Origin of the sequence: Amycolatopsis sp. NPDC059235 (genome assembly GCF_042754125.1) — a bacterium.
Lineage (GTDB): Bacteria > Actinomycetota > Actinomycetes > Mycobacteriales > Pseudonocardiaceae > Amycolatopsis > Amycolatopsis albidoflava.
The window spans coordinates 193,901-209,293 of record NZ_JBHZAG010000004.1; the positions used below are offsets into that span (position 1 = coordinate 193,901).

Annotated in this window: 8 protein-coding genes; 5 read left to right on the forward strand and 3 right to left on the reverse strand. The window is 69.6% G+C overall.

The annotated features are described in order from the left end of the window. Positions 1-114 precede the first annotated feature (114 nt). A complete protein-coding gene (locus tag ACFXI3_RS04575) occupies positions 115-1,689 on the forward strand; it encodes an AMP-binding protein (RefSeq protein ID WP_378398044.1) in 1,575 nt (524 codons plus the stop codon). 17 nt (positions 1,690-1,706) lie between these two features. On the opposite strand, the gene ACFXI3_RS04580 is transcribed toward ACFXI3_RS04575, so the two are convergent. Beyond that, entirely contained in the window at positions 1,707-3,197 is a 1,491-nt protein-coding gene (locus ACFXI3_RS04580; protein ID WP_378398045.1) for an AMP-binding protein, read from the reverse strand. Between the two features lie 98 nt (positions 3,198-3,295). On the opposite strand from ACFXI3_RS04580, the gene ACFXI3_RS04585 reads away from it, so the two are divergent. Next, the gene (locus ACFXI3_RS04585) at positions 3,296-3,580 is read left to right on the forward strand and encodes a phosphopantetheine-binding protein (RefSeq protein WP_378398047.1); all 285 of its coding nucleotides are present in this window, start codon (positions 3,296-3,298) and stop codon (positions 3,578-3,580) included. On the opposite strand, the gene ACFXI3_RS04590 is transcribed toward ACFXI3_RS04585, so the two are convergent. Further along, the gene (locus tag ACFXI3_RS04590) at positions 3,525-4,478 is read right to left on the reverse strand and encodes an ACP S-malonyltransferase (RefSeq protein ID WP_378398048.1); all 954 of its coding nucleotides are present in this window, start codon (positions 4,476-4,478) and stop codon (positions 3,525-3,527) included. The genes ACFXI3_RS04585 and ACFXI3_RS04590 overlap by 56 nt on opposite strands. A gap of 217 nt (positions 4,479-4,695) precedes the next feature. Here ACFXI3_RS04590 and ACFXI3_RS04595 point away from each other — a divergent pair, with 217 nt between their 5' ends. Beyond that, positions 4,696-6,894, forward strand: a complete 2,199-nt coding sequence (locus ACFXI3_RS04595; protein ID WP_378398049.1) for an AAA family ATPase — start codon at positions 4,696-4,698, stop codon at positions 6,892-6,894. Positions 6,895-7,070: 176 nt separating this feature from the next. On the opposite strand, the gene ACFXI3_RS04600 is transcribed toward ACFXI3_RS04595, so the two are convergent. Continuing rightward, positions 7,071-8,702: an FAD-dependent oxidoreductase gene (locus tag ACFXI3_RS04600; protein WP_378398051.1), complete on the reverse strand. Its 1,632-nt coding sequence runs from the start codon at positions 8,700-8,702 to the stop codon at positions 7,071-7,073. Between the two features lie 178 nt (positions 8,703-8,880). Between ACFXI3_RS04600 and ACFXI3_RS04605 the strand changes: the two genes are divergently transcribed. Both ACFXI3_RS04605 and ACFXI3_RS04610 read left to right on the forward strand, forming a co-directional pair. Further along, positions 8,881-9,927 (forward strand): ketoacyl-ACP synthase III family protein, encoded by a 1,047-nt coding sequence (locus tag ACFXI3_RS04605; protein WP_378398052.1) that lies wholly within the window; start codon positions 8,881-8,883, stop codon positions 9,925-9,927. Continuing rightward, positions 9,924-15,374, forward strand: a complete 5,451-nt coding sequence (locus tag ACFXI3_RS04610) for a type I polyketide synthase (RefSeq protein WP_378398083.1) — start codon at positions 9,924-9,926, stop codon at positions 15,372-15,374. Before ACFXI3_RS04605 ends, ACFXI3_RS04610 begins: the two co-directional genes overlap by 4 nt. Positions 15,375-15,393: the final 19 nt, after the last annotated feature.

The following is a 15,393-nucleotide window of genomic DNA, read 5'->3' on the forward strand; positions in this document are numbered from 1 at the left end:
CCCCTGACAATCGCGGATCCGCAGCGCGGAAAAACTGTGGTTGTCGCAACCTGGCAGCGCTGATACGAACTAGGAAGACAATTCCTCCGCAGAACTCGGCGAGGTGTGAACACCGTGGCGCATCGGGAAGAAATCGCCAACGCCAGGTTCGTCCACCGCACCATGCACGGGGCGTTGCTGGCCACCGCGCGGTCCGCGCCGGACGCGCCGGCGATCATCGAGACGGCGGCGGACGGCTCGGTCCGCGTCGTTTCCTACGGCGGCCTCAGTCAGCGAGTGGACGACTACACGGCGGCACTGGACGCGCTGGGCCTCGGCATCGGCGACCGGATCGTTCTGGAGTCGGATACCTCGGGCGAAGCCATCGCGTTGTTCCTCGCGTGTGCCACGCTTGGCCTTCCGTTCATTCCCGTGAGCCCGCGGACACCGGATCAGCGGCTGCGCTCCGTCGTGGACGCGATCGAACCCGCGTTGCACGTCCAGGCAACGGAAGGAGCCAGGGAGATCGACGGGGTCGCCACCGCCCGATTCGGGCCGGCGGGGCTGGAGATCCGGCAAGCACCGCGGACCCGGCCACGGCACCGGCGCGAACTGACGCCGACCGACATGGCGTACGCGATTTTCACCTCAGGCACGACGGGCAAGCCGAAAGGCGTGGTGATGAGCCACGGCGCCATCGCGTCGTTCTACCGCGCGATGGCCGAACTTCGGATCGTGACCGCGGCTGACCGGGTGGCGACGACTTCGCCGCTCCAGTTCGACTTCGCCCTTCTCGACATCGGTCTCGCCTTGGGCAGCGGCGCGGCGTTGATACCCGTGCCGCGCGAGCTGCTGAACTGGCCGCGCCGGTTCCTGCACCATCTGCGGGCGACTGGCGCCAGCCAGGTCAACGGAGTTCCGTCGATCTGGCGCCAGGTGCTGCGGCACGAACCGGAATTGCTTGCCGAGCACACCCACATTCGCGGCGTGCTGTTCTCCGGGGAGAACTTCCCGCTGCGCGAACTGCGCGAGCTGCAAAGCCTGCTGCCGCACCTGCGGGTGGTCAACTGCTTCGGGCCGACCGAGGCGATGGCGTTCTCGCTCACGCCCGTGCCCAACCCGGTGCCCGCCGACCTGGACCGGTTGTCCATCGGCTTCGCCTACCCCGGCGCGGAAATGCTGCTGGTCGACGAGCGAGGCAAGGTCGTCGACGCCCCCGGCGTCGTCGGCGAGATCCATCTGAGGGGCCCGTCCTTGTTCAGCGGCTATTGGGACGATCCGGACGCCACCCGAGCCGCGCTCGTCCCCGATCCGCTCGAACCGCGCTCCGGGCAACGGGTCTTGCGCTCCGGCGACCTGGCCTGCCGAGGTGCGCGAGGCGAGCTGTACTTCCGCGGCCGGGCGGACTCGCAGGTGAAGATCCGCGGCAACCGGGTCGAGCTCGGCGAGGTGGAACGCCGGCTCCTGGAGTTCGAGGGCGTCGCCGCGGCGGCGGCCGTGGTGCGGCCGGGCGTCGACGAGCCGGTGCTGGTCGCGTTCGTCGTGCTCGAACCGGGGGTGCTGGACCACGACCCGGTGAAGCTGGGCGGGTTCTGCAAGGAAACACTGCCGGACTACATGGTGCCCCAGCAGATCGAGGCAGTGGAAAGCTTGCCGCTCAACCACAACGGCAAGCTCGACCGGGCCGCCCTCGCCGGACGCGCGGTCTGACCGGGCGGGCCGCCCGGTCAGCGGGCGGCCATCCGCGCCAGGCGGCCGCGATCGACCTTCCGGTTGGCATTCAAGGGAAACTCGGCCAGATGCCGGTAGTGCTTCGGCACCATGCCTTCCGGCAGCATCCGCCGCATCCGGCGGGCGAGCTCGACCGGCGGGGACTCTTTCCCGGTGTAGAACGCCACCAGTTCTAGCCCGCTCGACGCCGGCCTGGTCACGACGACCGCGTCGGACACCTCGGCACAGGCGCGCAACGCGTGCTCCACTTCGGCGAGTTCGACCCGCCAGCCCTGCACCTGGACCTGTGCGTCCGACCGGCCCAAATAGGCGAGCTCGCCGTTGTCCAGCAGGCGGACCCGGTCCCCGGTGCGGTACCAGGTGCGCGAATCGCGCCGCACGAACCGGTCGACGCCGTCCGCGGGATCGAGATAGCCGGAAGCCAGCTGGGGACCGGTGAGGCAAAGCTCTCCCTCTCCGGGCGCGACCTCCCCGGAAGGCGTGAGCAAGACGTAGTCGTGGTCTTCGTGGACGGAACCGATCGGCACCAGTCCGTTCACGCACAAGCCCGGCGAGACCAGCGGGGACCATTGGTGGCCGGTGACCGTGATGGTGAGTTCGGTGGGACCGTAGAGGTTTTCCACAATGGACCCGGTCGCCGCCCGCTGCCAATCGACGACATCGGCCGCCTGCAGTGCTTCACCGGCGAAGAAGCTCCAGCGCAGACTGGGCATAGCGCCCTGCGGGAGGCCGCTTGTCTTGCGTACCAGGGAGATGGCGTTCGGCGTGGAGAACCAGACGGTGATCCCTCGCTCGGCGATGAACCCGGGCAGGTCGAGGTACGCGGTCGCCGGGACGGCGTGCACGGTCGCCCCCGCCCCCCAAGCGCAGAAGAGGTCGAATATCGCGCAGTCGAAGTTGAGTTCGAACGTCTGCGAGAACGCGTCCGCGGGCGTGAAGTCGTACCGTTTAGCCATCAGCCGGAAGTAGTGGTCAAGGCTGCCGTGCGAGATCCGCACGCCCTTGGGCCGCCCGGTCGAGCCGGACGTGAACAGAACCAGCGCGCAGTCCGTCGCGGCGACGGGCCGCGGCGCGGGCAGGGCGTCCGCTGGATCGACCGGCATCCGGCTCGGGGCCAGAACGGGAAGGCGCGGTTCCAGTTCGTCCAGCACGGCGAATCCGTCTTCGTCGGCCAGCAGCGCCGAGACGCCCGCGGCCTTGATCATGTGCCTGATCCGGGCCGCCGGGAAGCTCGCAGGCAACGGCACCGCGGTGGCCCCGGCGTACAACGCCGCGAGCAGCCCGATGTAGGCCTCGATTCCCTTGCCGCCCAGCACTCCGATCGCCGCCGGCGGCTTGGTCTTCTTGCCCAGCAAGGTTCCGGCCCAGCGCAACGCGGAGTCGTGGACCTCTTCGTAGGCGGCTGTCCGGTCACCGGTGCGGATCGCGGTGCGAGCCGGTGAAAGCTCGAGCCCGCGCAGAAAGCGGGCGTGTACCCCAGCGTTCATCGGTCCTCCAGGATTAGGGGCGTGCTCTGGGTTGTGCGCGGCCGCGGCTTCAGGTTGTCTTTGGATTCGAAAGAGCGACTCGAATCCGGGAGCGATCGATGGACGAACAGTTCGAGGCCCTGGTACGACCACATCTGCCGCTGTTGCCGCCGGGCGCGGAGCTCGGCGCCAACGACCGGCTCTTCGACTTCGGCCTCGACTCGCTGGGCGTGGTCAATCTCCTCGCCTCGCTGGAAAAGGCATACCGGGTGCGATTCACGCACGACGCGATGAACATGTCGACCTTCGAGACGCTTGGCACTCTCTGGACGGCGTTGTCCGCGCTGCTCACGACTGCGTCGCCGGAATCGAACGACGAGACTGGCGCATCGTCGCGGCGTTGACCGCGAGCACCTCGAAGTTCGACACCGTGCATTCCACCCGCCCGAACAAGCTGTCCGGACCGGAAACGCACAACCGCTCGATTCCCCGGCCTTTCAACGCCGCGACGACAGCGGGCCAGCGCACCGGGCGCACGTAACCGTCGAGCAGCATTTCCCTTACCTGCGCACCGGTTCGCAGCGGTTCACCGTCCTGGTCGGACAGCACCGGCAGCCTGGGGTCGGCGAAGCCGAGAGGCGCGACGACCTCTCGGGCGACCCTTTCCCGCAACGCGCCGAGAACACTGGAATGCATGACCGGGCGCATGGTGTAGACAGGCAGCCCGCCGATGTCGCGCAGGCGTTCGGTGAACCAGTCGAGGCATTGCTCTCGCAGCGACAGCAGATAGAAGTCGTCGTCGACATGGCAGGAGATCTCGTGCCATTCGCCGCGATCGTCCAGTTCCCGTCGCACGGCGGCCAGCGCGTCTGCCGGGACCCGGGCGAACGACTGGGTCACCAGGTCTCCGTGCGAGCGGGAGAAGTACTCCTGTTCGCAGCGGGCCATCCCGATCGTCATCCGCACCGCGTCCGCGAAACTGAGCGCGCCGGACCACACCGCCGCGGCCTTGCTGCCGAAACTGGCCCCGACGCAGACTTCCGGCCGCACGCCGTGTTCGGCGACTGCCCACTTCGCCATCGCGAGGCAATTGATCAGAAATCCGACGTCCGCGTACTCCGACTGCTCGTCGGCCGCTTCGTAGTAGCGGTCGAGCAGCGAACAGCCCAGCAGCTCGTCGACGTCCGCGGTCAGATCGCGGGCGACGGGATCGGAGACCAGGAATTTCGCCACGTCGGCAAACCGCGACGGACCCATTCCGGGAAAAACCAGCGCGGTGGTTCGGTGTGATTTATCGTTCACGCAACGTCCCTTTGCTCGAGTTCTCCGCGAGTGGCGACTGTCGTGTGCAGTATGCTGCTGATCGGTCGTCGAAAGAATCCCGAAAACCATGCGGTCGAGGTGCCTTCTACTCACGCTCTTGCGGAGCTTGAGCCGGCCTCCCGAATTCGTGACGACAATGTGCGTGAGCGCCGTGCAGTCGATACGGGACGGGCGGGGACGCTGCGAGGGGGGCGGCATGACTGTTCTGGGGGAGTGCGAGAAGCTGCGCGATCTGCTGGTCGCGACAGACCGGGGAGAGGGCAGGATCGCGCTGGTCAGCGGCGCGCTGGGGAGCGGAAAGAGTGCGGTTCTCGCCGAGTTCGGGCGTGAGGCCGCCGAGTCCGGCGCGGTGGTTCTCGGCGCGGCCTGCTCCCGGCTCGATCAGCCCGTTCCGGCCGGCATCGCCGGGCAGCTGCTGTCGGCCGCGCCGCTGCCGCGCGAAACGCTGGACCGGATGATCGGTCTGCTCGCGGCCGGTGAAAAGAACATCCGGATCGTCCACGAGCTGTGCGGAATTCTGCGTGAGCTGTCCCGTTCCCGGCCGGTCGTGATCACACTGGACGATATTCAGTTCGCGGACGATTTCTCGGCGTGGTTGCTGTCGTCGGTGATCCGGCAGACCCGATCCGCGCCGATCGTGGTCGTCCTGACCGAATGCCTGCCCTGCCTTGCGGCGTCGCACCGGTTGCGCGCCGAACTCGACCGCCATCGGCACGAGCTGATCCGGCTGGAACCGCGTCCGACGCCCGCGCGGTCGCTGTTGGCCCGCCTTCGCAAGCAAGACCGCCGGGTGCTCGGCGTCGTGGCCGCGATGGCGGTTCTCGGAGCCGAGGCGGATCCCGGACTGATCGGCGAGCTGGCCGAGGTGAGCGCCGCGGTCGTCACGTCGGCCCTCGACGTGCTTTCCTCCGCCGTGCCGTTGGACGGGGGACGATTCAGGCCCTCGGACGCCGCGGCGATAATGGCGGATTTGCCAGCGGATTGGCATTCGGAGCTGCGTACCCGGGCCGCGGAAGTTCTGTACCGGCACGGTGCCGCGCCGAGCACGGTCGCTGACCACATCCTGGCGGCCGGGCGCCCGGCCGAGAAATGGTCGCTGGGCGTGTTGCGTGCCGCCGCGAGCGAAGCGTCCGCCTATGGCGACGCGCGACTGGCGGTGCGCTGCCTCGAACTGTGTCTGGCGGCCGGTGTCGGCGAACAGGAACGCGTGGACGTATCGAGGGCGCTCGTGCGGGCGCTGTGGCTGGTGAACCCGGTCGCCGCGGTTCGCCGGCACGCGTCCTTCGCCGAGGGCTCGGACTGTGCTGCCCACGCGGTCCGCTGTGCCCTGTGGAACGGTGACGAGGCGGCCGCGGCTGCCGCGCTGGGGTCGCTTGGCGACCCCGCCGACAAGCGGACTGCCGATGAGCTCCGCCTTGTTTTCCAGTGGGTTTTCGGCCGGGCGCTGCCCACGTCCGAAAAGGACGAAGATCCGTGGGCGGAGGCGTTGCGCGCGTTGTCGACCGTGTGCGGGCAAGGCTGCAGCGACCGCGCGAACGTGGCCGCCGAGAACATTCTCCACGGCGGCCGGGTCGGCGAGACGACACCCGAAGTGCTCGCCGTCGCGGTGCTGACGTTGATGCACGGCGGCGAGCCGGAACGTGCTTCTTCCTGGTGCGATCGGCTTGTCGGCACGTCCGCCCAGCGGGGCATGCGGGCTCCGCACGCGTTGTTCCTGGCGGTCAGCGCGGAGGTCGCGCTGAACTGCGGTCGCACCGCGAAAGCCGCCGTCGAAGCCCGGGCGGCGCTGGATCTGCTGCCCGCGCACGCTTGGGGTGTCCAGATCGGGTACCCGCTGGCGACGCTGTTGCTCGCCGAAGTCGCCTGCGACCGGCTCGACGATGCCGCCGCGACCGCGGGCGGCCAGGTGCCGGAGACGATGCACGCCACCTTGTTCGGTCTTCGGTATCTGTGGGCCCGCGGCCGGTACCACCTGGCCGCCCACCATCCCCTCGCGGCTCTCGGCGATCTGCAGAAATGCCGGAAACTGGCCAAGGACCAGGAACGCGACCTGCCGGCGCTCGTCCCGTGGCGGAGCGATCTCGCCGAAGCGAACCGCAGGCTCGGTCGCCGCGCCGATCGGGAGCCTGCCGCGCGCCTGCCGAACGCCGCCGTCCCCGCGGCTCCGCTGAGCGCCGCCGAACGAAGGGTCGCCGAACTGGCGGCTCTTGGCCACACCAACCGCGAGATCAGCCAAACGCTGTACGTCACAGTCAGCACGGTGGAGCAGCACCTGACCAAGGTCTACCGCAAGCTCGGCGTCAACAGTCGCGCCAGCCTGCCGGCCATGTACCTGCCGAGAAACACGCCAGTGCAGGTCAGCAGCTGTCGGCAGGTGGCCGGTCGTCCGGCGTGATCGTGCTTCGCCGCTGTCCTTCGGCCGGGCGACCGGCACGAGGGACGCCGGCGCGGGGCCGCGATCGCGGTGACGGCGAAGGTTCGCCCACGCGTCGCGGCCCTGCGCGAGCCAGCGGCCGACCAGCGTCGAACGCACCCGATTCCGCTATCGGGTGCGTTCCGCGCCGGTCGCGGTCATCGCGAAAGAATCTGCCGCAAAGCCGCGGTCAGCGCCCGCTCGGGACCTTGCGGAAGAGCGCGCGCACGCCAGCCGATGATGTGATCGGGGCGGACGAGCAACGTCCCGTCGGCGTCGATTCCGGCGGCAGCCTCCCAGCGTCCGTCCGGGTCAGCGAGGTCGTCGCCGACGAGGTACGTCGCCACGGCGATGCCCAAGGCCTCCGCCGCGGCGCGTCCCGCGCCCAGCCACGGATGTCCCTTCGGCCCCGCGAGCAAGACGAAATCCGGGCCGGCGAGGTCGAGCGTGGACACGCGCTCGCCACGACGTTCCACCCAGATGTGGGGCACCCGGGTTCCCGGCGAGCCGTCGAGGTTGGCCGCGATGTCCTCGAAGGAAAGCGGCTTCGAGGGGCTGTCGACGACCGCCGTGGATTCGCAGCGGTCGCTGAGGTGAGCTACGGCGTGGTGGGCGATTCCCGCTTTCGCCCGGCCTTCCGCGTCGTTCGCGTTCCAGTGCACCGCTGGGTTGTGCAACCGCAACATGGCCTGGTCTCGGCAGAATCGGGCACGGGGGCGTCGTTCCGCGTCGTAGGTGTCCAGCAGGGATCGGCCTGCTTGGCCGCGGAGCACCATGGCGAGTTTCCAGGCCAGGTTCTGCGCGTCGCCGATTCCGGTTGTCAGGCCGAAGCTTCCGGTGGGCGGCATGGTGTGCGCCGCGTCGCCGGCGAGCAGCACGCGGCCGCGGCGGAACTGGCCCGCCAAGCGTCCAGTCGGGCGCCACGGGAGCGCGCTCAGGATTTCGATGTCGTGGTCCGGGCTGCCGAACGCGGTGCGGATCACTTCGACGCACCGTTCGGGCGGGTAACGGGCGGCGATGTCGTCCGTTCCGCCCGGCACATCGATGTGATACGACCACAGGTCTTTGCTGCCGTCCATCGAATGCAGCATTCCGCTCGCCTCAGGATGAGACACATTCACCATGATGAATCCCTCGCCGGGCAGCAGAGCGCTCAGATCCGCGCGGAACACCACGTTGATCCTGTCGCCGCCGAGCGCGCGGGGGCCGCTGATCGGAAAACCGAGCGCGGCCCTGGTCGGGCTCGCGTCGCCGTCCGCGGCGATCACGTACTCCGCCGTGACTGTCGACCTCTCGCCGGTAGTCACTCCGCGAAGGGATGCTTTTGCTTCTGTGCCGCCCGATTCGAGCGAGACCACTTCGGTGTTCCAGCGGATGCGGGCACCGGATTCGGTGGCGGCACGGCTGAGCAGCGGGTCCAGTTGGTTCTGCCCGAGCCCTCCGATGTTGGCCGCCGGGCTGAATTCTTTGATGGGGTCGACGAAAGTCGTCGCGTGCTCGGCTTTCGCCGCCGCCGCGGCGACGTCCGCCTCCGCCACCGTTCTCGCGTGCAGCACTCCGCGGGTCCGGCTGCGTCGTTCGGCGATCGCGAGCAGTTCGTCGCGCAGGCCGAGGCTGAGAAGCGCCTCCCAGGCACGCGGGCCGATCGCGGTCGCGCGCGGATGATCCGACAATCCCGCGCGGCGCTCGACCACCAGCGAGCGAATACCGTGGGAGCCCAGGAACGCGGCGCACGCCAGTCCCACCGAGCCACCACCGACGACGAGTACAGGCACCTGCTCGTCCACCATCGCGGCGCCTCCTTGCGGCGAGTCGACTTCGTTGCCGCTCAGCGTGGCCGCGCGGACTCGGCCGCCGCTCGACCCGTGGTCGAACGAGGTATTGAGCGGGCGTCAAGCGGCCGCCCGGACCGTTCTTGACCTCCGGCTGCGACCGTGGCGCAGGACTGGCCGCAGCCAAGGAGGACGAATGAAGGTCCATGACGTCTACGTCAGCGCCATCGGGGTCTACTTGCCGGACCGGGTGCAGTCGGCCGAGCAGGCGGTCAGCGCGGGACTGTACGAGCGGGAGAGCGACGCTGCCAACGACATCCGCTCGGTTCACCTCGGCGACGACGTCCCCGCGGTGGAGATGGGGCTGCGGGCGGCGAAGCGGGCGATGGACGCCTTCGCGGTCGACCCCGCGGACATCACCATGGTCATCCATACCGGCACGTCTCGCCAAGGCCCCGAGAACTGGGGGCCCGCGTCGTACCTCCTGCGGTACACCGGCGTTTCCGAATCCGCCGTCGCGTTCGAGGTGCGCCACCAGTGCAACGGCATGTTCAGCTCGTTCCATCTCGCGGTCGCGCATCTGCGCGCCGCGCCCGAGCACACCGCGGTTCTGGTGGTGTGCAGCGACAACTGGGCCACGCCGCCGACGAACCGGTGGGAGTCCGTGCCGGGCATGGTTCTCGGCGACGGCGCGGCGGCGGTGGTGCTCGCCAAGACGCCGGGATTCGCCCGGCTGCGATCGGTGGACACGCTGGTCATCCCCGAACTCGAGGAGCTGCACCGGGTGGGCGAGTCGCTCGGACCGGACTTCGAACCGGCGGCCAGCCGCGGCTCGCTGAAGGACAGCAGCACCCTCTTCGTCGAACGCTCGCCGCACGCGGCCGACATGCACACGCTGGTCGACCAGGCCAATGAACGGCTGAACGAGCGTACGGTCGCCAACTCCGGGATCGAGCTGTCGAAGATGACCCGGGTGGGCACGATGAACGCCTCGCCCGCACTCGTGCACGGCCGGATGCTGCCGCTGCTCGGGCTTCCCGCCTCCCGCTCCACCTACGACGTCGGCCGCGACGTCGGCCACGTCGGCGGCAGCGACCAGACCATCTCGCTGGAGCGGCTGCTGCGCGCCGGAGAACTCGGCGCGGGCGACCATTACCTGATGGCGGGGGTGGGCCCGGGTTTGACCTGCGCGACCGCCGTCCTCGAGATCATCGAAGCGCCTGCCGCCCTGCGCACGCGCTGACCACGCATCGGAGCTGTGCGGTGGACAACGAGCAAAAGCTTGTCGAATACCTCAAACGGGCGACAGTCGAACTGGGCGAGGCGCGCGCCAGGGCCGCCGAACTGGAAGCGAAAGGCCACGAACCGATCGCGATCGTCGGAATGGCCTGCCGGTTCCCGGGCGGCGTCACCTCCCCAGCGGAGCTGTGGGACCTGGTCGCGGCCGGCCGCGACGCGACGTCCGGGTTCCCGGCCGACCGCGGCTGGGATCTGACCGGCGTGTTCGACCACGAGCGTCCGGGCGGGCATACGACCGGCGGCGGGTTCCTGGACGACATCGCCGGGTTCGACGCGGACCTCTTCGGGATCAGCCCGCGCGAGGCGCTGGACATGGATCCGCAGCAGCGCCTGATGCTCGAGGTCTCCTGGGAAGCGCTGGAGAGCGCGGGGATCGGGCCGTCTTCCGTGCGCGGCTCGTCGACCGGAGTGTTCGCCGGGGTGATGTACCACGACTGGGGAGCCTGGCCGTCCGTCCGGCCGGAGGGCGCGAGCTCGTACGTGGACACCGGAAGCCTGACCAGCGTCGTCTCGGGCCGGATCTCGTACTGTCTCGGGCTCGAGGGCCCGGCCGTCTCGATCGACACGGCGTGCTCCTCGTCTTTGGTAGCACTGCACCTGGCGCGGCAAGCGTTGCTCCGCGGGGAATGCGCGCTGGCGCTCGCGGGCGGTGTGACTGTCATGACGACGCCGGATTCGTACGCCGACTCGGGGCGACAAGGTTCCTTGCCCGCGGACGGCCGATGCAAGTCCTACGGGGACGGCGCGGACGGTGTCGCGTGGGGCGAAGGCGTGGGCGTGCTTCTTTTGGAGCGGCTGTCCGACGCCCGGCGCAACGGTCGTCGCGTGTTGGCCGTGGTGCGCGGTTCCGCGGTAAACCAGGACGGTGCGTCGAGCGGGCTGTCGGTGCCCAACGGTCCCGCGCAGCAACGAGTGATCCGTCAGGCACTGGCGGACGCGGGGCTTTCGGCGTCCGATGTGGACTTGGTCGAAGGGCACGGGACCGGTACGACGCTGGGCGATCCGATCGAGGCCCACGCCTTGCTCGCCACGTACGGCCAGGCCCGGGACCGGCCGCTGTGGCTGGGATCGGTCAAGTCCAACCTCGGCCACCCGCAGGCCGCGGCCGGGGTCGCGGGCGTGATCAAGACGGTGCAGGCCATGCGGCACGGTGTGCTGCCGAAGACCTTGCACGCGGGCGAACCGTCACGGCAAGTGGAATGGTCTTCGGGCGCGGTCGAATTGCTCGCCGAGGCGCGCACGTGGCCGGAGAACGGACGTCCCCGGCGGGCGGGCGTGTCCTCGTTCGGGTTCAGCGGCACCAACGCGCACGTGATCATCGAGCAGGCTCCGGATCCGGTCGTCGCGCCTGAACCGCCGGTCGGTCCGCCCGCGGCAGTGCCGCTCGTCCTGTCCGGAAAGACCAGCGAAGCTGTTCGGGCACAGGCGAAACGGCTCCTTGAGCGGATGAACAACGCCCCGGATCTCGGCCTGGAAGATGTCGCCTACTCGTTGGCCACCACACGCTCCCTGCAGGAGCATCGCGCCGCGATCGTGGTGCGCAACCGGGAGGAGGCGCTGACCTCCCTCGACACGTTCTCCAAAGGCCACCCTGTTTCTCACGCCGCGTCGGGTGTCGCCGACGTCGACGGCGGCGTGGTGTTCGTCTTCCCCGGCCAGGGCACGCACTGGGCGGGAATGTGCGCGGAACTGCTCGAGACTTCCCCCGTGTTCGCACGCAGGATGGCCGAATGCGCGGACGCGTTGGCCCCGCACGTCGATTGGTCCTTGCTGGAGGTGGCGCGCGGCACCGCGGACACGGTGCCGCTTGATCGCGTTGACGTGACGCAACCGCTGTCATTCGCGACGATGGTGTCGTTGGCCGAGCTGTGGGCGTCCTGCGGCGTGCGGCCGGACGCCGTGGTCGGGCATTCGCAAGGCGAGGTCGCGGCGGCCTGTGTGGCCGGTGCTCTGTCGCTCGCCGACGCCGCGAAAGTGATCGCGGTCCGCAGCCAGGCTATCGCCCGAAGCATGGCCGGCTGGGGCGGGATGGCGTGGGTTCTCGCGGCGCCGGAACACGCGGAGGCGCTGATCGCGCCGTGGGCGGACGCCATCGGGCTCGCGGCCGTGAACGGGCCGGAGTCCGTCGCGGTGTCCGGGGAAGCCGGCGCGCTTCGCGAATTCTTGGCTCGGTGCAAGGAAAAAGACGTTCGGGCAGGGCGGGTCGTGTCCGATTTCGCGTCGCACACCTGGCAGATGGAACGGGTCGAGGACGAGGTGCTGGCCGGGTTCGCCGGTTTGCGCCCGCGTACCCCGGCTGTGCCGTTCTTCTCCAGCGTGGACCAGCAGTGGATTGCCGGCGACGCGTTCGATGCCCGCTATTGGTACCGGAACATGCGCCGGCCGGTGCTCTTCGGACCTTCGGTCGAGGTTCTGCTGGAGCAGGAGTACCGGGCTTTCGTCGAAGTCAGTCCGGCTTCGGTCCTCACCGCGACCGTCCGGAACATCGCGGAAAGCGCGGCCGGGGTGTCCGCGGCTGTGGTGGAAACTTTGCGGGCGCGCGACGGCGGGCTTCGGCGGATGTACACGTCATTGGGTCATCTGTCGGCGCGCGGCGTGCCGGTGGACTGGGCGGCGGTGTTCGCCGGATCGTCAGCGCGCGCGGTGGAGTTGCCGACGTACGCGTTCCAGCGACGGCGGTACTGGCCGGAACGGCGGAGGCCCGCGGGTGACGTGTCCAGGGCCGGTCTTGTGACCGTGGACCATCCCTTCCTCGGTGCGGTTGTCAGGTCTCCGACGGACGACGGCGTCACGCTGACCGGGCGGCTGTCGGTGTCGACGCTGCCCTGGTTGGCAGAACACGCGTTGTGGGACAGATATGTCCTGCCTGGCACGGGTTTCCTCGAGCTGGCGATTAAGGCCGGAGACCAAGTCTCGTGCGGCGCGGTGGAGGAGTTGACTCTGGAGGCGCCCTTGCTCCTGCCTGAGCACGGGGGAGTAGCCGTGCAGGTCGTCGTGCGCGCGAGCGACGAAACGGGCCGCCGGACGGTCGACATCTTCGCACAGCGGGACGGGGAGGAGACCTGGACTCGCCACGCGAGCGGCGTCTTGGCCGCCGAATCACGGCCCACGACCCCGGTGGACCTCACGACGTGGCCGCCTCCTGGCGCGACGGCGGTGAATCTCGAAGGCGGGTACGAGGCGTTGTCCCGCCGGGGCTATGGCTATGGCCCGGTTTTCCAAGGCCTGCGAGCGATGTGGCGACGCGACGACACGGTGTTCGCCGAAGTCTCCTTGCCGGAACATGCTCGCGCCGCGGAGTTCGGGCTGCATCCAGCGCTGCTGGACGCGGCCCTGCATTCGGATCTGGTCGGGCGGGACGGGCCGGCGGAAATCCCCTTCGTCTGGAGCGGCGTCGCTCTGTACGCGTCCGGGGCGTCCGCGCTGCGAGTGCGGATCGATCAGGTGGCCCCCGGGGAGGTAGCACTGGCCGCGGCCGACGCCAGCGGTTCGCCAGTCGCGTCGGTGCGGTCCCTCGTCGCGAGGAATGTGTCGGCGGATCAGCTCGGGCCGGCTGGGCGGGACGGATCGCTGTTCAGCGTCGGTTGGCATCGGTTGGCCGGCCCGCCGCCCGGGCCGGCCCCGGCGAACTGGGCTGTGCTCGGCTCCGGCGATGCCATGGGGTTGCCGCGGCATCCCGATCTGGCCGCACTCGTTTCGGGCGGGAAAGTGCCGGACGCGGTCGTCTACTGTGTGCCCGAATCCGGTACGGAGGACGACGTTCCGACCGCGGTGCGGGCCGGTATCCGCGGTCTTCTCGAGCTGCTGCAAGGGTGGTTGCGAGAGGAGCGTCTCTCCGGTGCGCAGCTGGTCGTGGCGACCAGAAACGCGGCCGCGAATCTTGAGCACGCCTCGTTGTGGGGCTTGGTTCGCGCCGCCGAAGCGGAGAACCCCGGCCGGTTCGTGCTGGTGGACGTGGACGGCTCGGAGTCGTCCTGGCGGGCGTTGCCCGGTGTCGTCGCGGCAGGAGAACCTGAAGCGGCCATTCGGGACGGCGTGCTCACGGTGCCGCGGCTGGACCGGGTTCAAGCGTCCGAACCGGGCGGCTGGAACACTGCCGGGACTGTTCTCATCACCGGCGGCACGGGCGGATTGGGTGCGCTGGTGGCGCGGCATCTCGTCGGTGAGCACGGCGTCCGCCACCTTGTGCTGGCCAGCCGGAGCGGCCGAGCAGCTCCTGGCGCGGGCACGCTGTGCGCTGACCTTGAGCAGCTCGGTGCGGAGGTACGGATCGTCGCCTGCGATGTGGCTGACCGGGTTTCGGTCGAAAACGCGCTCGCGGAGGTCGATCCGGCACATCCGCTGACCGGAGTCGTGCACGCGGCGGGAGTCGCGGACGCCGGGCTGATCGCCGGCCTCGACGCCGGCCGGATCGACCGGGTGGCACGGCCCAAAGTGGACGGAGCGTGGCACCTGCACGAACTGACCCGCGACCTGGACCTTTCGGTGTTTGTGTTGTTCTCCTCAGCCGCCGGGCTCGTGCTGTCCGCCGGCCAGGGAGGGTACGCGGCGGCGAACGCGTTCCTGGACGCGCTCGCCGAGCACCGGCGAACGCTGGGCCTGCCCGCCGTTTCGCTGGCGTGGGGTCTGTGGTCCGGGACGGGGATGGGCGGCCAGACGGGCGCGACAGACTTGACCCGGCTCGAACGGATGGGCATCACGGGATTGTCGGCCGAAGAGGGCTTGGCGTTGTTCGACGCCGCGGTCGGGCTTCCAGGCGCGGTGCTGGCGCCGATCAAGATCGCGCCGTCGGCTTTGCGCGCGCGGAGCGGCCCGGCGTTGTTGCGCGGGCTCGGCCGTCCGTCCGTCCGTCCCGAATCCGAGCGGGACATGCTGGCCGCATTGGGGCCGATGTCCGAACAGGACCGTCACCGGACTGTGCTGGACCTGGTCCGGAGGCAGGTCGCCGCGGTGCTGGGCCATGACGACCTCAAGGCGGTCGAGCCACGACGCGGGTTCATCAGCCTCGGCCTCGACTCGCTGGCCGCGGTCGAACTGCGCAATCAACTCAGCGCGGCGACCGGGCTCCGGCTGGCCGCGACGTTGACGTTCGACTATCCGAGCCCCCTGGAAGTGACCGTTTTCCTGCTCGCTGAACTGTTCCCGGACGTCTCCGCGGCCGACTCCGATTCCGCGGCCGAGTCGCGGGTTCGGGCCGCGTTGGCGTCGGTTCCCCTTGCCGCGCTTCGCGCGGCGGGGCTGCTCGACTCGTTGCTGGAACTGGCCGCCGCCGGCTCGCGGGCGCCCGGCGATCCCGCGGCGGACCACAGCGAGGCAATCAAGTCCATGACCGCAGAGGACCTCGTGCGGACCGCGCTCGGCGCCGGTGCGGACGACCTGCTACCCGAATGAGAGTTGGCGCGTGGAGACA